At 61.8% G+C, this 23,955-nt stretch carries 13 protein-coding genes; 5 read left to right on the plus strand and 8 right to left on the minus strand.

The genetic code is table 11. The features are described 5' to 3' along the window. Positions 1 to 74: 74 nt before the first annotated feature. The 5 genes from ISP19_RS08100 to pgmB all read right to left on the minus strand — a co-directional run bounded on the left by ISP19_RS08100 (position 75) and on the right by pgmB (position 11,457). A complete protein-coding gene (locus ISP19_RS08100) occupies positions 75 to 1,901 on the minus strand; it encodes a tetratricopeptide repeat protein (RefSeq protein ID WP_204680863.1) in 1,827 nt (608 codons plus the stop codon). Positions 1,902 to 1,922: 21 nt separating this feature from the next. After that, positions 1,923 to 4,169 (minus strand): glycoside hydrolase family 65 protein, encoded by a 2,247-nt coding sequence (locus ISP19_RS08105; protein WP_204680864.1) that lies wholly within the window; start codon positions 4,167 to 4,169, stop codon positions 1,923 to 1,925. A 45-nt stretch (positions 4,170 to 4,214) separates the two neighbouring features. Beyond that, positions 4,215 to 5,477, minus strand: coding sequence for an MFS transporter (locus tag ISP19_RS08110; protein ID WP_239556655.1), 1,263 nt, complete (start codon positions 5,475 to 5,477; stop codon positions 4,215 to 4,217). A 322-nt stretch (positions 5,478 to 5,799) separates the two neighbouring features. Then, the gene (locus ISP19_RS08115) at positions 5,800 to 8,367 is read right to left on the minus strand and encodes a TonB-dependent receptor (protein WP_204680865.1); all 2,568 of its coding nucleotides are present in this window, start codon (positions 8,365 to 8,367) and stop codon (positions 5,800 to 5,802) included. A gap of 54 nt (positions 8,368 to 8,421) precedes the next feature. Then, positions 8,422 to 11,457, minus strand: coding sequence for a beta-phosphoglucomutase (gene pgmB, locus ISP19_RS08120; protein WP_338082372.1), 3,036 nt, complete (start codon positions 11,455 to 11,457; stop codon positions 8,422 to 8,424). A gap of 292 nt (positions 11,458 to 11,749) precedes the next feature. Here pgmB and ISP19_RS08125 point away from each other — a divergent pair, with 292 nt between their 5' ends. After that, positions 11,750 to 12,712, plus strand: a complete 963-nt coding sequence (locus tag ISP19_RS08125) for a LacI family DNA-binding transcriptional regulator (RefSeq protein WP_204680887.1) — start codon at positions 11,750 to 11,752, stop codon at positions 12,710 to 12,712. Positions 12,713 to 12,980: 268 nt separating this feature from the next. Here the strand turns inward: ISP19_RS08125 and ISP19_RS08130 are convergent, their stop codons facing one another. Both ISP19_RS08130 and ISP19_RS08135 read right to left on the minus strand, forming a co-directional pair. Further along, entirely contained in the window at positions 12,981 to 13,889 is a 909-nt protein-coding gene (locus ISP19_RS08130; RefSeq protein ID WP_204680867.1) for a hypothetical protein, read from the minus strand. 354 nt (positions 13,890 to 14,243) lie between these two features. Then, complete coding sequence (locus ISP19_RS08135; RefSeq protein ID WP_204680868.1) at positions 14,244 to 15,848, minus strand: sensor histidine kinase; 1,605 nt, start codon at positions 15,846 to 15,848, stop codon at positions 14,244 to 14,246. A gap of 508 nt (positions 15,849 to 16,356) precedes the next feature. Between ISP19_RS08135 and sucC the strand changes: the two genes are divergently transcribed. The 4 genes from sucC (at position 16,357) to ISP19_RS08155 (ending at position 21,987) form a co-directional block, all read left to right on the plus strand. Further along, positions 16,357 to 17,520, plus strand: a complete 1,164-nt coding sequence (gene sucC / locus ISP19_RS08140; protein ID WP_204680869.1) for an ADP-forming succinate--CoA ligase subunit beta — start codon at positions 16,357 to 16,359, stop codon at positions 17,518 to 17,520. A gap of 171 nt (positions 17,521 to 17,691) precedes the next feature. After that, positions 17,692 to 18,567 (plus strand): succinate--CoA ligase subunit alpha, encoded by an 876-nt coding sequence (gene sucD, locus ISP19_RS08145; RefSeq protein ID WP_204680870.1) that lies wholly within the window; start codon positions 17,692 to 17,694, stop codon positions 18,565 to 18,567. A 280-nt stretch (positions 18,568 to 18,847) separates the two neighbouring features. Further along, positions 18,848 to 19,819 carry an acetoacetate decarboxylase family protein gene (locus ISP19_RS08150; RefSeq protein ID WP_204680871.1) on the plus strand — a complete coding sequence of 324 codons (972 nt, stop codon included), beginning with the start codon at positions 18,848 to 18,850 and terminating at the stop codon, positions 19,817 to 19,819. Then, a complete protein-coding gene (locus tag ISP19_RS08155; RefSeq protein ID WP_204680872.1) occupies positions 19,819 to 21,987 on the plus strand; it encodes an NAD(P)-binding protein in 2,169 nt (722 codons plus the stop codon). Before ISP19_RS08150 ends, ISP19_RS08155 begins: the two co-directional genes overlap by 1 nt. A 125-nt stretch (positions 21,988 to 22,112) precedes the next feature. On the opposite strand, the gene ISP19_RS08160 is transcribed toward ISP19_RS08155, so the two are convergent. Then, positions 22,113 to 23,801, minus strand: a complete 1,689-nt coding sequence (locus tag ISP19_RS08160; protein ID WP_204680873.1) for a GGDEF domain-containing protein — start codon at positions 23,799 to 23,801, stop codon at positions 22,113 to 22,115. Positions 23,802 to 23,955: the final 154 nt, after the last annotated feature.

Below are 23,955 nucleotides of genomic sequence, written 5' to 3' on the forward strand. Positions count from 1 at the left end.
GATGCGTTCGGCCGGTCCGGATGCGGCGGGCCGATAAAGTGCTTGGGGATGTCATGGGGCATGGCATCGCGCTTTCATGCCGACGGCTCCGGCTCCGGCACCGCATCGAACGCCACCGTAAGCCGGGTTTTCTCGCTATGGAAAGGTACGGTGCCATGCCAGAAATACGAAGGGAACAGCACCAGCCTGCCCGGTTCGGGGCGGACAACGCGTTGCACCTGCAAGGGTGGATGTGTGGCGATGCTGGGCTGGCCGAACGCCAGGCATCCATCCTGGGTGGAGGCTTCAGCCATGCCTTCGGGCAGGTCGACGTAGAAGGCCGAAGAAATCCAGCCGCGCGGATGCACATGATTGGCGTGATAGCCCGCACTGCGCAGGCGCACCGACCAGCCGCCATTGAACCGGTAGGTACCACGATTGCGACGACGCAGCGGATCGGAGCCTTGGCCGATGTAGGCGATATAGTCGCGGATGGGCGCGTCGAGCGCCTTGAACAGGGCCTGGATGACCGGGTCTGTTTCACGCGTCAGATCACCGGTGGTTTCAGTGCCGTGGCGTAGCGACTGGAACAGCAGCGCATGGCCATGGGGATTGTGCAGGCGTTCGAGACTTTGTTTCAGATCGCTGAGGAAACCGGCCAGATCCGTCCAGGGCGAAGGTGCCTGCAAGGTGTACGGACGCACCAGATTCGTGTAATCACAACATGCGTCGTAGCGCGCATCACCCAGCAGCCGCCACGCCGTGGTTTGCAGGGCGATCAGATACTGGTCGTCGGGAGTCATGGCTAACAGCGCTTCGCAATGACTCAATGCCCGGCGCGCATCGCCAGTACCAAGCAAGGCCGCGGTCAACAGATTCCGTGAGGCGTTGTTATCCGGCGATATACGCAGCGCGCGCTCTGCCAAGGTCAGCGCCGTCGCGGGATCGAATTCCAATGCGGCCAGTCCTGCGCGCACGAGCAGCGCAGGGGTGGCCTGTGCGCGTGAAGCCGATGTTGCCAGGCATACATAGGCGGCGCGCACATCGCCGGCACCTTGCAGGATCGAGGCCTTTGCAGCGAGCAGGGCTTCATCGCCCTGAAATATCTGCAAGGCCTGGTCGAGCACGGCGGTGGTTTGTGCACTATCACCCGTGCGCATCCACACCAGTTGCGCCAGGTGATTGTGCGCGTCGATATGCCGAGGTTCCTGTCGCAGGCATTCGCGCAGGGACGTTTCTGCGCGCTCGAACTCGCCGAGTGCGATCAGGCTGTTTGCATGGGTGAAATGGACGGCTGCCGACTTGTGCCCTCGCGCCAGCGCATGCTGGGTGGCGCGCTCGGCTTCGGCGTGCCGGGAAGCTGCGGCCAAGGCGATGGCCAGTGCGTGTGCCGCGGCCGGATGATCGGGCGACGCGTCCGCCAGTGTGCGATAAAAGGTGACGGCTTCATCCTGGCGCCCGAGCGCAGCGAGTGCCACGACGTGCTGCGCGACCAGTTCTGCCGGTGCCTGTGCGGAACCGCACAACGGTGCCACGATGGCCAGGGCCTCGGCCGGACGCTGGGTGTCGTTGTAATGGCGTGCGAGCAATAGAGCAGCATGCGGCAGGCGTTGGGCGGCGCGTCGCAGCAGTGGCACCGCTTCATCCTGACGCCCGCTGTTCAACAGCAATTCGCCGAGTGTCGCCAGCGAGGGCGCCCAGCCGGGGTCCGCGGTTACGGCTCTACGCAACAGCGCTTCGGCGCCAACGGTATCGCCGAGTGCCAATTGCACGCCACCGAGCAGGCGCAACGCCTCCGCGTAGTCGGGGTGCTGTTCGACGATGCTCTGGAGCCGCGCATGCGCGCCGCGAAAATCGCCGGTTTGCAGCAGCGTGCCTACGTGCCTCATCGCGTCGATAACAGTGGGCGGTACGGTGGACATCAGCGCCTGTCAGGATGGTTGTTATAACGGCTGGCGAATCAGTTCTGGCTTGCCCGACGCATCACGCTGGACGGTGATGTCGTACAGCTTGCCCTGGAAACTGATGTGCCGAAGCGTCAGCGATTTCCATGATGGTGGAAGTTGTGGCGCATAGGCAGCATCCAGGCCCTTGTCGTCAATGCGCAGGCCGGTAAGTCCGTACAGCATGCTTTGGACGAAACCTGCCGACGTCGCAAGAATATAGCCCGCGTTGTTCGCGACGGTTTCAGTGCGCACGTTGAAGGGCGGTTTCAGGAATCCGACCAAGTTGCGCTGAATCCAGTCGCCGGCCGTCTTGGCATCGCCCAGTTCGGAAGCGCCGACGGCGAGCATTGCCATCATCATCTCGTTCGGATCGTCGCCGTGGACTTTCAGCTCATGCAGCTGGAAGTCGAAATCGTTGCGGCGCACCGTATCGGACATGGCCAGATCGAGGTTGGGATACATCAGCCACGCCAGCGACGAACCCATCCAGGTGATCTTGTCGTGCGGCACCGATGCGTCGAAATCGAGATGACGTTGTTCCTTGTCGAGGAACGGGATGTACATCTTTGCCGCGATCTCGTTCCACTTGGGATCGGCAGGTTCGCCAACCTGCCTGGCGGCTTCGATCGCTATCAACAGCGCCTTGCGCGCGGCAGCGTTGGTAAAGGAGTCGTTGGGCACATCTTCGTAGGCCTCGTCCGGCGAGGTGACGTGCAGGATTTCGTAGCGATCCTTGGCTGGGTTATAGGTGACACGGCTGGTCCAGAACCGGGCGACTTCGCGGATCACCGGCCAACCGTATTGCTTCAGCCATGCCTCGTCGCCGCTGGCGAGGTAGTACTGCCACTGCGCGATGGCGATATCAGCATCGACGTGAACTTCGCGGTACACGTGGTAGGCGAAATGCGGCGTGTTATCCACGCCCGTTTGCGGATCGGCTTCCCATGGATACATCGTGCCCTTGAAGCCGTACTGGATCGCGCGGTCGCGCGCCGGCTGCATGGTGCGGTTGCGGAACATCACGATCGGCTTGGCGCGTTCCGGATGCAGCAGGAGCAGTGCGGGAAACACCCAGGAGTCGCTATCCCAGAATGCATGCCCGGCATAGTTGGGCGTGAGCGCGCAGGCGCCCATCGGCCATGCCGTGCCGACGGTGGTGTTGGAGAGCAGGTAGTAGAGGTCGGAGTGAACCGCTTTCTGCACCTGCGGATCGCCATCGATCACGATGTCCGAGGTCCACAGTTGATGCCATGCGGCCTGATGGCGCGCGAGCAGGGTGGCAAAGCCGGTCTGTCGCGCCTGTTTGGCGAGTGCGACGTCATCGTTGGCCTTGCCGCCCCAATCCTGGCGGGATGCGGCGAGGTATTTGGTGAAGACGTAAGTGCTGCCTTGCCTGACCTTGGCGGTGATGTGCAGCGACAGCAAATCGCTGGTCTTGTCGAGCTTTACGCTCTCCACGTCCAGCGAAGCAGGTAGCTGGATGGCGGCGGCTTCGGCCATGCTCAGGCCCTGCTTGGCCCGGCCGTCGAGCCACAGGGTCAGGTCCTTGGTGCTGCCGTCGCTGGACAACACTTCGGTGTAGCCGGGATACCACACGGCGGCGCGGTCCGGAGTGGGGATCGGCTTGTTGTCCAGGTTCTGTCCGCTGGCGATCACGGCAGCGGTCATCTGGTCTTCGGTCATGCTGCCGATCGGAAAACGCGGCTGATATTCCGACCACAACCGGATCGGAAAGGTAAGTTCCACGCTGCCGTCGAAGTGCGGGGTGATCGAGATTTGCGTGGCCGCAAGATGGTTGTCGGCCTGGCTGACGAAGGTCACCACGTTCACGTCAGTGGATTTGTTCGCGTAATCGAAACGGTAGCTCGTGGTGAGCGTGCCGTCGTGCATGTCCAGCGTCTGCGCGTAATCGGCAAAGATCTTTTTGTCCAGGCGGGTGGAATTGATCCACCCACCGCCCGGGTTGTAATCGATCTCGCTCCAGCCGGGGATGGCGGCAGGGCGCGAAATATCGCCCTTGCTGTAATCCATGAAGGCGACCATGTAGGCGCGGGCAGGCTCCGTGCCGCGTGGCGAGGTCATGGTGGAGAAATAACCATTCGCCAGATAACTGGGGAAATAGCTGCCGAAGTTATCCGACGAAGCAGTGAGCAGAAAGCTTGGATCGGTGGCGGCCTGGGCCGTGAAAGCGGCTGTGCTGGCGGCGAGGAAAAGTGCGGTCAAACCGATGTTGCGAAAGCTCATGGAAACTCCAGCAATGACGCGTAGCGCGCCCCATCCCGTAGCGCGTCATTTGGCGATAAGTTTGATGCTTGCTTCACCGTTGCCGTGGCGGTCCGTCTCGCGCTTGAACAGGAACAGCGTGACGAGGATGAGCAACATCGGTACCAGCGAGAAGTAGAACGCATGGATGCCATCGAAGCGTGAAAACACGATGGCGGTAATGCGCGAGCCGAGCGTGCCGCCCAGCGCGGAGAAAATCACGATCAAGCCGGTCATCGCCGCGTGCGAAGGCTTGGGCAGCGAGCTGAGCGCCACCGAATTGATCACCGGATAGATCGGCGCCATCAGCAGGCCGATCAACGGAATCAGGTAGGCGGCAATCGGCGCGTCGAACCAGCCGACATCGGCCTGCGCGGTGATCCCATGCGCCAGCGGCAAGGTCAGCGTGACCAGCAGCCCCATGCCCACCACGCAGATATTCAGCAAGGCGTACCACGGCATGCGCCGCAGGACCTGTCCGGCGACGATGCGCCCGATCGCGGAGGTGGCGGCGAGAATCGTCGCGAGCTGGATGCTCATGGCATTGGGCAGCTTGAGGATCTCGTTGTTGAAGGTCGGCAGCCAGGTGCTGAAGCTCTGTTCGATCAGCACATAGAGAAACGCGGAAGCCAGGAACACATAGACCAGCGGCCGCAGGAACAGGTGCAGCATTTCCAGCAGCGAGCCGCGCACCGGCTTGGCTTCATCCGCATGCGCGGCCGATTCATCCATGCGTGATGTCGCCAGCAGCACGATCACCAGCACGCAGGCGACCGCCAGGACCCAGTACACGTTTAGCCAGGACGGATTGGCGGGTGCATCGCGATCGACGAAGGCGCTGAACAGCCATCCCGCGATCAGCACACCCACCATGAACAGGCCTTCGATGGTATTGGTGAGCCGTCCATGTTCACTCCGGTCGCTGGTCAACAGGCCGATCGACGAATAAACCGCGACCTTGGCCAGCGCGAACGAAACGCCGACGCAGGTAAACAACAGTTCCGCGGTGCGGAAACCAGGATAAAGCGGCATCAGCACGCAGGCGCAGGCCACGATGGTCAGCGCAAGTATCATCGCGCGCCGATAGCCGAGCAGGGGAAGGAAAGAAGCGACCAGGAAGGATGTGATCGCAATCGGCAGGTCTTTGAATAGTTCTAGCAGGCTGGCCTGCGGTTTATCGACGCCGAAGGTGTAGATCGATTGCAGGATCACCGTGCCGACGCTGTTGAGCAGGATCGCGAAGACCATGTAGATCAGGGCCAGCGCGGTGATCATGCGGAATCGGTTCATGGCAACCTGCTTTATGCCGCTTTGTTTGGGATTGAGTTTCCACCGTGTCTCGCCGTCGTCCCGACCTTGGCCGGTATAGCGGCAAGGTCGGATTTTTGGCGAAACGGAAGCACTCACTTGGAAACGCTGCTATCCCTTGCCAGCCAGACTTTACAACTTGCGCCGGGCGGAAAGTCCATGGCCGGGTTTTCACCCGGCCATGGGTGCCCCAGGGAGGGGAGGGCGACTAACTGCGGGGAGTGAGTGGAGAGGAGTGAGTGGTGGGAGAAAGGCAAATGCTTTCCGGGCCTTTCTCTCATTTCCCACTACTCGTTGCTTACTCCTAGAACTGGTACTTGATCTGGCCTTGGACCTCGCGGCCTTCAATGGAACGGGCCAGGATCACGCCTTCGCTGCTGGCGGAGCCGAACAGGCGCGCGTTGCCTTCGGTAATGCCGATCTGGTTGGTCAGATTGGTGCCGGTGACGCTGTACACCCAGTGCTGGCCAACGTTGGCGGCGACGCCGAAGCTCAGGTCGTAGTAGTAACCCAGCGGCTGCTGTTGAAGCAGGTCGCCGTAGCGATTGCCCACGTACTCATAAGTGAGCCACGCGCGCAGGCTGCCCCAGCTGGTTGGAAGGGTGTAAGCGGGCGTGAGACGGAACTGTACTCGCGGCTGGCGTTGCAGCATCTTGCCGTACAAGCTGGCGAAGGCCGTCTCGCCCGACTGCGTGGTGTATGACTCCAGCCCCGTGTTGGTGTAGTGACCATCCATGTAGTCACCGCTCAACGTCATGGTGAAGTGCTCAAACGGCTTGAACGTCGTGGTCAGATTCACGCCCTTGGTGTTGCTGCCATAGAGCAGCGAGGAAATCTGGCCCGTCGGTCCCACGTAGGAGTAAGGCACGCCGAAGAACAGGCGGTGATAGGCGCTGGCATCGACATAGACCCAGTCGGCTTGATACTTGAAGCCGATTTCCTGGTTGTGGACCTTTTCAACCGGCGTATCGGGCATATTGCGCAGATCGTCGAAGCCGGGGAAGTACACGCCGTCGTTGAGTCGTGCGTAGGCGCTCATGTTGGGCGTGAACTCATAGTTCGCACCAATCGTCCACGAGGGCGCGGACTTCTGATACTTGATGTAGTTCAGACCCGGCGCGAGCACCTGCGAATTGTTGTTGTACAGCGTGTACGGGTTGTTATCCAGATCGAGCGTCATGGTGTTCTGGATGCCGCCGCTCGCCTGTTCGCGCTCGTCGCGGATGCCGGCGTCGAACAGCCAGTTGTCCAGCTTCCAGGTGTCGGTCAGGAACATGGCGGTGTTGAAGCCGTTCCAGCGTTCGTAGATCGCCGTGCTCGGTCCGCTGACAAAGCCCTGGCTGCTGCTCAGCTGGTAGACGTTGCCGGCGGCGTTTTCGAGGTCGACCACGATCGGGCTCGGGTTGCTCATCGCCTGCAGCAGCATGTTGTTGCCCAGGTACCAGGTGTCGTGATCGTTGTAGACCGCGGTGTAGTTGCCCAGGGTCAGCGTGTTGCCGTCAAACAGCTCCTTGCTGATGTGGAACTCGTTGCTGATCGACGCAATGCGCTTGTGCACATACCAGAGTCCCTGGGTGGTGACACTCTGGTTCATGTTGGCCGACTGGCCGTTGGTGTATTTCGCCGTGGCGGTCAGGTCGGTCGGCAGGCCATCGGCCGTTTCCTCACTGGTGATGTACGACGACAGCGAGGTTGGATTGGCGCCCGTGCTGAAGAACGAGATCGTGTTCATCTGGCCGCCGGTGAAACCCAGCTTGTCCGAGAGTGACCAGCCGTTACCGAAATCCCAATCGAAATTACTGCCGAAAAGATGGATGTCCGCACCGCGGCCCTTGGCCAGATTCACGGGTATGCCACCGGGCGTGCAGCCTGGGGTATTGCAGGGCGTGGTTTCGATGGTCTCGTATTGATCGGCCTTGCTGCCGAAGGTGCCGGTCAAGGGGCTGTAACCCGGATAGGCGGAGAAGTTGCCTATGCTGGGGTTGAGGACCGGCGTGTCGGTGACGAACTGGTTGTGGTCTTTCAGTTCGCGCGCATAAAACATCAGCGAGCCGCTATCCCAGTCACGGCTTATCGTGCCAGTGAGCTGGCCGCCGTCGTCGGCGGCGAATTGCGGGTCGCGCACACCGTCGGACCGGCGCCAGAAGCCACCGAAGCTGCCATACCAGCCGGTGTCCTTGCCCAGCGGGAAGCCGACGAATCCGTCGATGCGATTCATGTCCTCCGAGCCGTACGTGTAGCCGAATTCACCGGAGGGAACGTCCGTGCCTTCCTTGAGAAGGAAGTTGGCGGTCGCACCTGGCTGGCCATTGCCGTACAGAACGCCAGAGCCGCCTTGCACGATTTCTGCGCGGTCAATGGTGTCATCCAGGCGGAACATGGATGAGTTGTCCAGGAACGACAACGACGACTGCGGATAAAGTGGCGTGCCGTTGAGCTGGAAGGTGACATATGGCGCATCGCCGCCGCTCGGGAAACCGGCTACTTCGATATTGGCGCCGGTTTGACCGCCGGAGGATTCCGGATAGATGCCGGGCGATGCCTTTAGCAGGTCCGCCGCACTCTTGGGATTTGCCTCCTTGATCTGCTGACTGGACAGCGATGTGATCGAGTAGGCTGCATCGATCTTCTTCACGCCGCCAAACGTGGCCGTACCGGTCACCACCACCTGCTGCAAGGTCGACGCATTCTTGGCATTCGCAGCTTGTTGCGCGCCAGGGCTCGCGGGTGCTGCCTGACTGGTGGGCGCCGTGGTGGTCGAGCTTTGCGTGGGCGTCGTCTGACTGGTTTGCTGCGCATACACGGCGCCGGACATCAGCGTGGCCGCGATCGCCGCAGGTAATGCTAAACGAGTTAAAGACTTGCTGTTCATCGATCGTTCTCCCCAAACGGTTTTTGTAGATGTTTGCGTGGCACGCCACGTCGCTTAGCCGCTTCTTATGTCCATCCTCGTAAATCGGCCGATGTCGAACGCGGCGACGTTCGGCAACAGCAGATCCGCCCCGGCCAAGGCCTCTGCTTGGCCAATTCCTACCGCTGTCATTCCCGCAGAGTGGATGCTGGCAATTCCCGCCGCGGCGTCCTCCACGCCGAGGCATTCGCCCGGTGCCAGGCCGAGGCCGCGTGCGGCGGCCAGGAAAATCTCCGGATCGGGCTTTGCGCGACTGATGTGATTAGCGTCGACCACATAATCGAACAAGTTCGCGATGCCGAGTTTTTCCAGCAAAAGTGGTGCGTTACGGCTGGCCGAAGCCAGCGCTGTCTTCAATCCTGCGCGGCGCACCGATTCGATCGCGGTGCGCGCGCCGGGCAACAGGTTTTGCGGTCCGAAACCTTCGATCTGCTGCCGGTAATACTCGTTCTTGCGGGTCGCCAGCGCCTCTTTCTCTGTCTCGGAATACGGCCGCGAGGCCTTTTCCAGCAGGATGTCCAGCGAGGCGCGGCGATCCACGCCTTTCAACCGCTCACCGACCGCATCGTCGAACGGGATGCCGATGTCGGCAGCAAGCTTCTTCCAGGCAGCGTGATGGACCACGGCCGTATCGGCGATGACACCATCGAGGTCGAAGATGACGCCCTTCAAGTTATGCGCCGATGAAGCTGGCATCAGCGGCATGTGGATGGTTTGTCCGGCGCGCAATGCAAGCAATTTGCCATGGTGAAGGACTTCCGCGCCGGCACCCTGGGTAAGCGTGTAGGCCACGCCGTTGGCCTCAACCGTGACGCGAATGTGTTGCCCCTGCCAGCGCAAGCCGAATCGATAGCTGCGCCATGCTGCGGGCAGCACCGGCGCAAAAGCGGGACGGCCGTTGACCGGACGCATGCCGCCGAAGCCCCATGCCAGCGACAACCAGCTGCCGGCCATGGCCGCCATATGCAGGCCGTGCGAGGTGTTGCCGTGCAGGTTGTCCAGATCTACCCGCAGGGTGTCGAGGAAGTAGCGGTAGGCCTTGTCGGCATAGCCCACTTCCGAGGCGACGATGCTGAAGGTCGATGCCGACAGGGTGGAGTCGTGAACGGTGACGCCTTCGTAGTAATCGAAGTTGCGGCGCTTGGCGTCGTGGTCGATCGCATTGCCGGCCAGCACGAAGGCCTGCAGCACATCGGCCTGCTTGCATACCTGATGGCGATAGATCGTCAGCGGATGCATCTGCAGCAGTAGCGGGCGATGTTCGTGTTCGCCGTGGGACGCAAGCGGCAGGCGCGGCTTGTCGAGGAAGTCATCGTCCTGCGGAAAGATGTTCAATTGCGCATCGACCGGCAGGTACATGGCGTCAGCCGCGGTCAGCCACGCGGCGATTTCCTGATCTGAAAGGCCGATCGCCGTGGCGATGCGCAGGTAATCGCCATGCTGTTCTTTCGCCAGCTGCGCGGCAACCACGGCGGCATAGCGCAGGTGCTGCTGTGCCATGTGGTTGGTGTAGTAGTTGTTGTCGACCAGCGCACTGTATTCATCCGGACCGGTGACCTGGCAGATGCAGAATGCGTTGTTGCGGCGCGGATTGTAGTTGCCCACTTGCAGCCACAGGCGGGCGGTTTCGAACAGTACCTCCGCACCACCACGCACCAGGAAGTCGAAGTCACCGGTGGCATCGACATACAGGCGGATACCGAACGCGATCGCGGCGTTGATGTGGTATTGCGCCGAACCGGAAGGGAAGTAGGCGGAGCATTCGTCGCCGCTGATCGTGCGCCACGCGTACAGGGCACCGACCGAGTGATTCATCTCGCGCGCATGGTTGCGCGCACGCTCAAGCGTGTGAACGCGATACTCGAGCATGCTGCGCGCCTGCTCCGGCGAGGTCAGCGCGAGCACGGGCAGGATAAATGCCTCCGCGTCCCAGAAATAATGACCTTCGTAGCCTTCACCGGTAAGGCCTTTCGCGGCCGCACTGCCGCTGCCGTCGCGACCGGTCGATTGCAGGAGGTGGAACAGGTTGAAGCGCAGCGCTTGCTCGACGGCGGCATCGCCATCGATGTGCAAATCGGCCTCTTGCCAGAACGCATCGCAAGCGCTGGCTTGCGCCGCGCGGTGAGCATCGAAATCGTGCTCCAGCGCGTTTTCCAGGGTGATGGCGACGGCATCGAGCAGCGAGGCTTCGGTGTCGCCACCTTCCGGCCGGCTCCATGCGTAAGCGATGTATTTTTCCAGCACGACGCTGCCGCCGGGATGCAGCTCGGCGGTGTAGTGCTGCTGGACCCCCTCGGCGTCTTCGATGATGGCGCGGGCAAACGCGAGCGGTGCGGCGATGCGGTGACGCTGGCCGCTGGCCAGGCGAATGTGGCTGTTGCGGGTGCGCTGGCAGATCGAGGCCAGGGTGTGGTCCGCGTCGGATGCCGTGATGCTCAGGCCACCGGCGACTCGCGCGCCCATGCGCGGATCGTCGCCCTGTTCGGTGGCGGTGTTGCTGGCTACCAGCGCCGATTCGAGGGTGATTGGGCCGATGTAGTCGAGAGAGGTGACGCGGTAGCGGATGCACAGCAGGTTGGGTGTGTGCAGGGGCACGATCCGCTCCGCGTCGATCTGCAAGCTGACACCCGTGGGGGAGCGCCAGTGCAGCGTGCGTTGCAGGCAGCCGGCACGCAGGTCCAGCGCCTGTTCAAAATTCAGCCATTCGCCTTCATCGAGGTCGACCAGCGCCTCGCCGAGGCGCAGGCGGATGCGGGTGCCGTCGGGCACCGGAATGCGGGTGTCGCTGGTGCGGGCGAAACCGGGGAAGCGCTCGTGATACTCGATCGGGGTGCGTTCCCACACGCCGGCCAGAAATGTGCCCTGGGTGGGGCTGCCTTGTTCTTCCAGGCCGCCGCGCACGCCCAGCAGGCCGTTGGACAGCGCATACAGGCTTTCCAGGGTGGGCTGCTCGGTTTGGGTCGGGCGACGCGCATGCACCAGGCGCCACGGATCGAGGGATCCACGGTTTGCCGGGTCCATGGCAGCGGTTGGCGCGTCGTGGCTTTGCACGCTTTCTCCCCTTGGCATGTGCTCGCTTGGTCTTCTCATCGGCCCAGTGGGCCTGTCGTGGGGCGGAGCATAAAGTGCGAGTGATATCGATATCAAGATATCGATATCATATGCGGCGACGCAGCATCCTGCGGTTGCGGCGAATGACACAGGCAAGTGAATTGGACGATGGAGGTAGGGTCGGTCCACACTTCCTACGTCTATATGACATTCCATCAAAAGCATCACTGAGGGGCGTCTCTTGTCGGGTATCAAGAAGAAACAACCACTTGCGCAACGCCCCAGCCTGACCATGGCTGATCTGGCCGAGCTGGCGGGAGTTTCCAAGATCACCGTTTCCCGGGCGCTGAGTGAAAGCACCCTGGTCAACGCCGAGACCCGGGAGCGGATCCAGGCGCTGGCGCGCAAGCACGGCTACAAGCTCAATGTGAGCGCGCGCAATCTGCGTCTGCGGCGCAGTCATACGGTGGCGGTGATCGTTGAAATGAAACCGTCGTCCGGGCGCACCATGTGGGATCCGTACCCGCTATCCCTGCTCGGCGGTATCACGCAGGAGCTGACCTCGGCCGGCTACAGCGTGCTGTTGACCACCCGCCAGGATGCCGGCAATGCGGCGGTGCAGGCGGCCGATGGCCTGATCCTGCTCGGGCAGGGCGCTCGTCAGGACGCCGTGCGCCTGTACGACAAGCTGGGCCTGCCGATGGTGGTGTGGGGTGCGGCTGGGCAGGGCGGCGACAACCACACCGTGGTGGGCAGCGATAACCGTCAGGGCGGGATCAGCGCGGCCGAGCGCTTTTTATCGATCGGGCGTCGCCATCCGGTGTTTATCGGCAATCCGGATCATCCGGAGATGGCCCAGCGCCTGTTCGGTTTTGTCGATGAACTGGCCGGTCACGGCATCAAGCCGCTGCTGCTGCGGCGCGCCGATTTCACCCTGGAATCGGGCGTGGATGCGGTGCGTTCCCTGTCGGAGCGCAAGGTGCGTTTCGATGCGATCTTCGCCTGCAGCGACTTGCTCGCGATGGGTGCGATCCGCGCCTTGGTGGAGCTTGGGCAGACGGTGCCGAACGATGTCTCGGTGATCGGCTACGACGACACGCCGCTCGGCGCCAGCTTTCTGCCGCCGCTGAGCACCGTGCGCCAGAACTGGCAGGAAGGCGGCGTGCTGCTGGCGCGCAAGGTGCTGGCGTTGATTCATGGGCAGCCGGTGCAGTCGCAGATGATGGCGACGACCTTGGTGGTGCGCTCGACTTGAAGCTAAGAGCTTAAGAGAGAGTGGAGAGGAGTGAGGAGTAAGAGAAACCAAGAGCGTGTCGGCTCTTCTCTCACTTCTCACTCCTCTCCACTCTCCTCGCTCGAGCTACATACTGTCACGCAGGACGCATGCATGGCCTTCCACAGAGCCTGATCGCGTCACCCACTTTTTTAGCGTCGCTCTGCGACTACCAATTGTGTCCTGGCGACGACGTTGCAAGACAGAGTTGGGCAGAGTGAGAGAAGAACCAACACGCTCTTGCCCCTTCTCACTTCTCACTCCTCTCCACACTCTCCTCGCCCGAGCTCCGCACGGCCACTGAGGGCGCATGCATGGCCTCCTGCAGGGACTGATCAGCGTCATCGACCTTTTTTTGCGCCGCTTCGACTTGTCGTTGCGCCTTCGCGACTGCGTCTTCGGCTTGCGCGCGTTCCTTGCCCGGTTTGAAGCTGGTTACCCAGTTTGGATCATTCGGAATTTGAAGCTCGCGTAACGCTGCCCATTCTATCGGGTAGCCAGGTCGCCTTAGTTCATGAAGCGCATACTCTTGCGGGCTTGGGTGATGGAGTGGCCCCGGGCTAGGTGGCCGGACGGCGCTCCATAGGTCACCGCTGGGCCCGTGAGTTCGTTCAATCATCTTCAGATCCTGCTCGGCATCGTTGAGTCTTTTCTTGGCGTCACCGAGTTCGTTTTGAGCCGTTTTATAGGCGGAATTCGCCCTGGCTATGGCTTCTTGTTTTTGCTCCTCGGAAAGAAGCGGGCGGCGAGTGGCTGGGTTCGACATCGCGGCGCGCGAGGAACCTTGACCGCCTCCCGGCAAGCCCCCATCCAGCTTCCAGCCCCCATGCCCATCGGGCAGCACCTGTTTGGACGTCTGTTTGAGCACGCCCGTTTGGGGTGCGCGCGTATAGAGCGCTTGAGCTCCGCTCGCGTTGGATGTGCTCTTGATGAAATAGATTGCCGGATCGCCCGGCAACGTCACGGCAGTGAGTTCGGCGGGTGGAAGATGCGCCAGCAGTCCGGAGGGTTTTCCGCTCGCCGGCGTAGCGGGAAAGCCGGTGGCGCTCGACGTCACCGATGCCGGAGCGGGCTTGCGGGAACTGCTGCCTTCACTGGCGTCCGACTCCCGCAATGGAGCGTGGACGGAAGGCTCGGGGTGGATTTTGATTCCTAACATGGGTGGCACTCCTGTCTAAGCGAAAAAACGCGAGTCTGCGCGACAGCATGTGCCGCGCCGCACAGGAGTGGTGGCGGATAGTTATGGGCAGATGCTTCGGCCATGGCACGGCTCACGCCGTGTACACATAGCGGGCTATGGCTGTTTGCTCATTCGCCAGAAACGATGCGCGGATGACAGCATCGCTGGGCAGCCCGTGCAGTCGCAGATGATGGCGACGGCGTTGGTGGTGCGCTTGACTTGAAGCTAAGAGCTGGAAGCTAAGAGAGAGTGGAGAGGAGTGAGGAATAAGAGAGAGCAAGAGCATGCCGGCTCTTCTCTCACTTCTCACTCCTCTCCACTCTCTCCTTGCATCTAAACCGCCGGTTCGATGCGTGCCGGCGGCGTCAACACCAGTCGGAAACAACTGCCGCCACCCGCCACGCGTACATATTCCAGCGCCGCCTGGTTCGCTTCGGCCATCTGACGCGCCAGATACAGCCCAAGCCCGGTGCCATATTCATGCGTGGTGTAAAACGGCTCGAAAATCTGCGCCGCTACTTTCGGCGCGATGCCGGGGCCGCGGTCGACCACTTCCAGGATCGGTACGCCGTGTTCGCCGTGGCGGACCACTACCATCACGCGCGCCGGTTCGCCCGGCATGCGGCCATAGCGCAGCGCGTTCTGTACCAGGTTCCACAACACTTGCTGCAGTTGTTGCGGATCGGCCACCGCCGCCACGGGCGCGGCGCTGTTGTCGATCACCCGCAGCGAATCGCCACCCAGATCGTTGCCTTGCTTATATTCGTCGACGAAACCATGGGCCCAATCGCCGAGATTGAGCGTTTCCGGGCGGGAGCGTTCACGCCGCGACAGCTGCAGGATGTTCTCGATGATTTCGTTGAGACGGCTGCAATGGTTGTTGATGATCTCGACCATGCGCAGGTCGGTGGGATTCATTTCCTCCGATTCGGCCAGCAATTGCGCGGAGTAGCGGATCGCCGCGAGCGGGTTGCGGATCTCATGCGCGATCGAGGCCGAAAGCCGTCCCAGCGAACTAAGGGTCAGTTCCTCGGCGCGGCGTGACACCAGCGAGGTGTCGTCGAGGAAAATCAGCACCAGTGAATCGTCGTTCGGCGCGAGGCGGCTGAAACGTGGAACCACTTCCGGCATGCCGTCGGCCAGCTGGGTGGCGGTTTCGTCCAGCTTGCCCGAGGTAATCCAGTGATACAGGCGGCGCGACAGCTCCGGCGCCACGCGGCCCAGGTCGCGCTGGTCGGAAGACGGATTGCCCAGCAGCATCCAGGCCGATTCGTTGATCTGATGGATGCGGTTGGCATCGTCCACCAGCATCACGCCGGTTTTCATGCGGCGGATGATCAGTTCGTTGACCTGCGAAAGATTGACCAGGTCAATGCTGCGCTGCTCGGCCAGCGCCTCGCTGGCGCGCAGCTGGCGACCCAGCACATTGCAGAGCACGACGATCGCGAAATATGCCATGCCGAACAGGCCCGATTCGAGAAAATCCCGATCATCGATCGCGCCCAGGTGCGGCAGGGATAGCAGCGTACGGCCAAGGACCCCGAGGGTGGCGAGCGCCGCCAGGAACAACGCCAGTCGTAACGGCAACAGCAAGGCGCCGGTGGCCAGGTTCACCGCCAGCATCATGGCGATGCCGATGCGCGCATCATTCATGGCAGCGCTGGCCAGTACGGCGGCGAAGATGTCCACGAACAGCGTACCCAGAATGCCTAGCCAGCCCAGCGAGCGGGTCACGTGGGTGATGGAGACGATGGCCAGCGCGAAGAGCAGATACGCCGAGGCGACCAGGCGTGCCAGCTCGATGTTGTCCAGGTGCGGCCAGCCCATGCCGGCCGGCGTGAAGGCCAGTCCGACGTAAACCAGGGCCTGGGCCAGCCTGAAATAATTCAGAAACAACAGTTCGTGGCGGGTCGTCGTGCTGTTGGGCGAGTCAGGCATCGCGCGGCTGGACACGGGTTTCAGGGCTCACCAATGGAAGTGGTATCTCCCTCTCCCCTCCGGAGAGAGGCTGGGTGAGGGGCTAAATCTTGCGGTCGGGCGGCATCGAAACGATGTTCGATGCGCCACTTTCGCAAGATTGGTCCCTTACCTCAATCCTCCTGCAATCTTGCCCTCCCAGGATTTGTGCGCCTGATCCCGATCCGCACCCCGGAAGGGAGCCGGCGCGGACGCAAAGAGCCATGAAGATCAGCGAGATGGCCGCTTATCTCAATCCTGTTCCCCGGGGAGAAAGGCGGCGAACGCAAAGCGTCATGCTTACTGGCCCCTTTCCATCAGGGGCCGCTTCCGCGAAAATACCGGGCCGTATTGCGCGGTTTTTGCCATGTTGACTCATGGCCGCGGCGCACTGCACGCCGGTAGTGCGTTCCACCGCCGTCCGTTCTCCCTAGTCTGTGCTGTGGCTACCGCGCAGGCTCGATTCTTCCCCATTCACTCGAGGTATCGAATGAATTTCCACGAGTACCAGGCCAAAGAGCTGTTCGCGCATTACGGTATCGCCGTACCGCCGGGCAAAGTCGCCAACTCCCCCGACGCCGCTGTCGACGCCGCCAAGCACCTTGGTGGTTCGCAATGGATGGTCAAGGCCCAGATCCACGCAGGTGGCCGCGGCAAGGCCGGCGGTGTCAAGTTCTGCAAGAGCCTGGATGACGTCCATGCCGCCGCCAAGGGCATGCTCGGCAAGAACATGGAAACCTATCAGTCCGCCGGCCGCGCGCTGCCGGTGAACCTGGTGCTGGTGACCGATGCCACCAACATCGCCAAGGAGCTGTACCTGTCGATCCTCGTCGATCGCGACAGCAAGGCCGTCACCTTCATCGCCTCCAAGCACGGCGGCGTGGACATCGAGCAGGTGGCCCGCGAAACGCCGGACGACATCCACACCATCGTGGTCGATTTCGTCGAAGGCCTGCAGCCGTACCAGTGCCGCCAGCTCGGCTTCGCGATGGATCTGAATGCGAAGCAGGTCACCCAGCTCACCAAGATCATGCTGGGCCTGTACAAGCTGTTCAACGAGAAGGACCTGTCGCTGGTCGAACTGAACCCGCTGGCGATCCTCGAAGACGGCAACCTCGCCGCCCTCGACGGCAAGGTCAACTCCGATGACAACGCCGAGTTCCGTCATGCGGACCTGGCCAAGATGCGCGACCTCACGCAGGAAGACGCCGCCGAAGCGGCTGCCGTGCAGCACAACCTCAACTACGTGACCATGGACGGCAACATCGGCTGCATGGTGAACGGTGCAGGTCTGGCCATGGCCACCATGGACGTGATCAAGCTGGCGGGCGGCGAGCCGGCCAACTTCCTCGACGTCGGCGGTGGCGCGACCAAGGAGCGCGTGACCGAAGCGTTCAAGCTGATCCTTTCCTCCGACAAGGTGAAGGCCATCCTGGTCAACATCTTCGGCGGCATCGTGCGCTGCGACCTGATCGCCGAAGGCATCATCGCCGCGGTGAAGGAAGTGGGCCTGAAGATTCCGGTGGTGGTGCGCCTGCAGGGCACCAACGTGGAGAAGGGCCGCGAACTGCTGGCCAACTCCGGTCTGGCGATCACGCCGGCCGACGATCTCAACGACGCGGCGAAGAAAGCCGTGGCTGCCGCGAAAGCCTAATCCCATGCAGGTGCTTCATCTCCGCCGCAACAGCCCCCTTAAGTTAAGGGGGCGGCACCATCGCTTTGCGATGGTGCGGGGTTGTGGGGGCATGTCTCACGGCACGTCGCGTAGCGATGTGCCGCGGGTGATCGAAGCCTGTATCACACATATTTGAGAGGACTTTTTGAAATGTCCGTTCTAGTCAATAAGAACACCAAGGTGATCGTGCAGGGCTTCACCGGCCAGCAGGGCACCTTCCACGCCGAACAGGCGATCGACTACGGCACCAAGGTGGTCGGCGGCGTGACGCCGGGCAAGGGCGGCAGCGAGCACATCGGCCTGCCGGTTTTCAACAGCGTGGCCGAAGCGGTCGACGAAACCGGCGCCGATGCGTCGGTGATCTTCGTGCCGCCGCCGTTTGCGGCTGACTCGATCATGGAAGCGATCGACGCCGGCGTGCGCGTGATCGTCACCATTACCGAAGGCATCCCGGTGCTGGACATGCTGCGCGTGAAGAACGTGCTGGCGCAGCATCCGGAAACCGTGCTGATCGGACCGAACTGCCCCGGCATCATCACCCCGGGCGAATGCAAGATCGGCATCATGCCGGGCCACATCCACAAGCCGGGCAAGGTCGGCATCGTGTCGCGTTCCGGCACGCTGACCTACGAAGCTGTGTTCCAGACCACCAATGAAGGCCTGGGCCAGTCCACCTGTATCGGCATCGGCGGTGACCCGATCAACGGCCTGAACTTCATCGACTGCCTGAAGCTGTTCCAGGACGATCCGCAGACCGAAGGCATCATCATGGTCGGCGAAATCGGCGGCAGCGCCGAAGAAGAAGCGGCCGAGTTCATCGGTGAGTACGTCAAGAAGCCGGTGGTGTCGTTCATCGCGGGCGCTTCGGCTCCGGCCGGCAAGCGCATGGGCCATGCCGGTGCGATCATCTCCGGCGGCAAGGGCACGGCGGCGGCGAAGTTTGCCGCGCTGGAAAAGGCCGGCGTCACCACGGTGAAGTCGCCTGCCGATCTCGGCAAGACGCTTGCTGGTTTGCTCAAGAAGTAATCCGGTCGCTTTCGGCGATCTTGAAAGGGCCGCGGTGACGCGGCCCTTTTCTTTTGTCACGAGCAGCTGTGCGGCAGATCCTTCACCCCTCGCCGTGGCGACGAATCTTCGTGTGTGCGGACCGTTGCGCCAACTCGCATAACCGTTTCCTGTCACGACAGGATTCGTGCCGCAGATATGACAGCGATGCCACCGGCCTGTCATGGAAAGTCAATCGACAAGCCTCTCGTTTCGTGCCAGCGTTATGGAACCGCGCATGATGGCATTGGGGGGTGCTTGCATGAGACGTCCGCCGTTCCTCTATCCGCCGGCTTCACCGCTGATGCATCCGCCCCTGGCCTTGGATCAGGCGCGTCTTTATGGCTTCTGGGTGGCGGGCGATCTGGCCGCCTTGCAGGCCAGCGTGGATCGCACGCTCAATACCTGCAATCGCGGACTCATGCATTTCACCGTGCTGACCCATTACGTGCTGCTGAGCTTCGCCGAGATCAGTCATGCCCACAGCGCCAATCAGGACGACATCGGCAAAGGCTGGGGCAAGGAGATCGACATCGTCACCTGGGTGATGGTGGGCTGCATCAGGCAGGACAATCCGTGGCCGACGTTCTACGCCTATCCGCTGCATATCTGGGTCGACGACTGCATGGCGCTGATCAACGGGCGCGAACTGTACGGCTACCCCAAATACGAATGCCTGTATGCCATGCCCGGACGGGGCGAGCCGCCCACGACCTTCCGGTTGGCGACGAAGGGATTCCAGCCGTTTTCACCGGAAACCGAACTGGGCATGCATCCCTTGCTCGATCTCGATGCAACCGTGGGTGTGATGGATGAGCCCACCAGGGATGTCGTCGTCTGGCGCGAAGGCTTGATCGCCTGCATGCACCAGACGCCGGGCTTTTGGGATACGCATCCGGCGTGGCGGCAGAAGTTCGACGAATGGTTCGATGTTTTTCCAGGTGTCGATCAGGTCTTCCTGAAGCAGTTTCCGGATGGCCGCGGTGAGCGCGCCGTGTACCAGGCGATCGTGGCCGCACCGGCCAAGGTCAAGGCCATCCACGGCTTGTCGTTACTGAGCGGCCGTTACGATCTTCGTTTGCATCCCTTTGACAGTTTTCCCCTCAACATGACGCTCGGCTGGCAGTTGGGTGTGCAGCCGGCGCACTGTGGTTTCTGCATCGATTTCGACTTTGAAGTAGGGGACGGCGTAGAGCTGGTGGACAACTCGCAGGTTGACGAGGAATCGGCTTGATGACAGCACAACCTCAGCGCATCGCCATTCTTGGTGGCGGTGTCGGCGCCATGACGGCTGCGTTCTGGTTGACCAGCGCAGCGAACTGGCAGCAGCGCTATCAGATTGATGTGTATCAGATGGGCTGGCGTCTTGGCGGCAAGGGTGCCAGCGGCCGCAACGCAGCGATCGCACAGCGTATCGAAGAACACGGTTTGCACATCTGGTTTGGTTTCTACGACAACGCATTCAACCTGATGCAGCAGGCCTATGCGGAATTGAATCGTCCGGCGGGCAGTCCACTGGCCAACTGGACTGACGCCTTCAAGCCCCAGCACTACGTCTGTCTGGCCGAACTGATCGAGGCAAGCTGGCGGGTCTGGCCGATCGAAACGCCGACATTGCCGGGGACACCCGGCATGCCGCGCGCTCCCGAAGGCGTGGAGGCGGCGATGGCGGAGTTGCTCGACTGGCAGCGTTCGTGGCTGGAATCGTGGGCGATAACCTATGTTGAGCATGCGGGTACGGCATTCCGCATGGGCGCGCAGCATGAAAGCCGTTTGCGTGAATGGTTGGCAGCTGCTCGCGCGGGACTCACCGCATTCGAAGATGTGGGTGATCCGTTGGTAGTGGCACGCAAGGCGCGCGACCTGGCGCGTGCGGCAGCACAGTCACCCGCGGCAGCCGATTGGCCGTCGGTACTGATCCTGCTGCAGCACTTGCAGCAGGCTTTGCATGATGTTGCCGCGCCATTTGGCCATCCCGATACCTGGCCCGACGACTGGCGCCGGCTCTATATGGCGATGGATCTTTCGCTCGCGGTCGGCATCGGCATGCTGGCAGATGATGTGGTGAGCAAGGGATTCGAAGTCATCAATAACCTCGACTTCCGCGTGTGGCTGGCGCGGCATGGCGCGCAGTCGGTGAGTGTGGATGGCGCGCCGGTGCGCGGCTTCTATGACCTGGTGTTTGCCTACCGCAACGGCGATCCCGGTCAGCCGAATATCGAAGCTGGCACCATGTTGCGCGGCATGCTCAAGGTTGGTCTGGGCTACCGCGGCGCATTGATGTACAAGATGCAGGCGGGCATGGGCGACGTGGTGTTCGCGCCGTTGTACGAAGTGCTCGAGCGGCGCGGCGTGCGCTTTCATTACTTCCACAAGCTGTGCGCACTGCGGCCCAATGCGGTAGGCGACAGCGTCGATGAAATCGAACTGGAGCAGCAGGTCGCGCTGTCCGGCGAGACGTATGCGCCGCTGGTCGATGTCGAAGGCTTGCCTTGCTGGCCATCGCAGCCGCTGTACGCGCAGCTTGATCCGCAGCAGGCGGCCTTGTTGCAGAACCATCAGATCAACCTGGAAAGCCATTGGTCGAACTGGCCGGAGGTGTACCGGCAAGCCACCGGTCATGTCTTGCCGGGGAAGATCCTGCGGCTGGGTACCGATTTTGATCAGGTGGTTTTCGGCTTGTCGGTGGCGAGCCTCGCGCAGGTGGCGCAGCCGTTGCTTGCGATCAGTGCGCCGCTGCAACAATGCAGCCAGCTTGTTGCCACGGTCGCCACGCAGGCTTATCAGCTGTGGTTGAACCAGGATCTGCAAGGCATCGGCTGGAACTATCCGGGCGATCAGGGTGAGGAGCCGGTGTTGTCCGGATTCACCGAGCCCTTCGATACCTGGGCTTCGATGGACCAGTTGTTATGCCGCGAGACGTGGCCTGCCGATCAGCAGCCGAAGAACATCGCCTACTTCTGCAACGCCCTGGCGCTGGATGTCTATCCGCCACCGAGCGATAACGGCTTTCCCGATCATTGTGCGAAGTTGGTCAAGACCGCTGCGATTCATCAACTGCAAACGCAGATCGGTGCATTGTGGACGAGCGCTGGCGACGGCGGACTCCCATGGACATGGCTGGTGGATCCGCACAATGGCACTGGAGAAGCACGTTTCGATAGCCAGTATTGGCGCGCCAATATCGATCCTTCCGAGCGTTATGTGCTCTCGCTGGTCGACACCAGTCGATACCGTCTGCGCACGGATCAGTCCGGTTTTTCCAACCTGTATCTTGCAGGGGATTGGTTGAAGACCGGCTTGGACGCCGGATGTGTGGAAGCGGCGGTGATGGGCGGCATGCAGGCCAGCCGGGCGATTTGCGGAGTACCCGCAACGATCCAGGGAGAAAAGGGTTGGTAGCGATTGACGCTTTACCGGCGTCCTTCTGGCCGAGCACTGCTCTTCGCGTGCCGAGCAAGGCGAAGCGAGTTCGCCAGGCGCTTCATGAAAAGCAACGCGGGCGACGCCAATAGTGCTGACAGGCCCTAGTCACTGCGCAATTCCGACAGTGGCCGGTCCGCCACTCTCTCCATGCGTCGCCGTGACTTGTGCACGTACATCATGCGATCCGCTTCGCGTATCAGCTCCGCGAAATCCGCACTGCTGAATTGCCGCTGGTCGGTTGACGCGCTGCAGATACCGAAGCTGATGCCGGCGTCGGGATAGTCGCTTTCCCGTAGTGTCCGGTCCAGCTCAGCCAGCGCGCGCGCCAGGCGCTGCTGGCCGAGCTCATCGCCATAGGCGATGAGCGCAAATTCGTCGCCGCCCAGGCGGAAAGCGCGGATCAGATCGCCAAGCCGGGCCAGGCCTTCACCGACAGCGCGCAGGAGTTCGTCGCCGCGCTCATGGCCCTGGTTGTCGTTGACATGCTTGAGCCCATCCAGATCGATCATCGCGATTTGCCACGTGCCCAGTGCCGGGTCAGTGTTTTCACGCCGGGTGATTTCTTCGATCATCACGTTGAACGCGAGGCGATTGCCGAGTCCGGTCAAGGGATCGATGGAGGCTTTCGCAATGGCTTCCTGCATGCCGCGGCGGAAGCGCTCGCGGCCGTCTTCGACCAGCTTCACATGGTCCGCCAGTGCAAAAGCCAACAGCATCGCTTCGCAGCTGTTGCCGATCAGGGTAAGCAGGTCGGCATTGTCGACCATGCTGGGAACGAGGCCGAAATTGACCGGCAGAATGATCGTGCCGGGGAGCAGCACCGCCATGAACGCCAGGGTATAGAAGCGGGCGCGACGAACGCCATGCAGCAACGACCACACACCCATGCTCGCCGAAAACAGCACCACGGCCGACACCAGCAAGGTCGCGATCAGGAAGGCCAGCGATGGGAAGAACAGCGAGATCGGCAACGCCATGATCGAAACCAGGGCGATGCCGTAGCCGACGTTTGCCATGCGCGGCGCGTGCCGCCGCAGATCCAGAAAACGGATGGTGAAACGCGCATGCACCACGGGCAGCAGAATGAACCACTGGGCAAAATTGATCGGTTCCGTATTGATGCCCAGCCAGCCTTGCGGCACGCCGAAAAAGAAACTCCAGCCCACGACCAGGATCAGCGCCTGACAACCGTAGAGCGTGTAGCTGCGATCCCTGATCCACAGGCCCACGAACAGAATGAAGATCCCCAGTCCGAACAACACGCCTAGCGAACCAAGCATCAGGGCGGATTCACTGGCGCGGCGCTTGTGATACTGGAGGCGCGTCTGCACATCGATGCGCGGCAGCGCGGTGTAGAACTTCGACATCACATGAATCACGATCGCGTAGTGATGTCCCGGCGCCAACGTCACGGCGGCGGTGCCCCGCGGCATGTCGTTCAAGCCGGTGTCGGCGCCACTTTCGAATTGCCGGTATAGACCATCGTCACCCAGTACCAGGATGGTGGCGTTGTCGTAATAGGTGTTGTCGAACATCACCACCCAGTCGGAAACGGTCCGGCCTGGGCTGAAGCGGGAGACCAGCCAGAAATCGCCACCCAGCATGTTGATGGACGGGACCCGGGCACGCTGGGCAAGCCAGTTATCCAGTTCACCGTAGGTGGCTGGCGCGTGTTCGCCTGGGACTGCCTTGTAGGTTGTGACCGCGGGCTCTTGTGGCGGCGGCCCGAACAATGGGTAGGGTGTGAGAGCCCAGCAGGTCGGGTGAATCAGCAAAGCGAAAGCAAACAAAAGCGCAGCGACTACCCCAGGGCCGAACGACCGCGGTAGCGCGGGTTTCCATGCGTGCAAGTGAAGACGCAAAGCTGCCCCTTTAGTCAGTCTGCGTTGGGCGATGGTACACCGGTGCCAGCGGCGATGCGTGGTAAATCTGGTGGGGGTACGG

This window comes from Dyella flava (assembly GCF_016904955.1).
Classification (GTDB): Bacteria; Pseudomonadota; Gammaproteobacteria; order Xanthomonadales; family Rhodanobacteraceae; genus Dyella_B; species Dyella_B flava.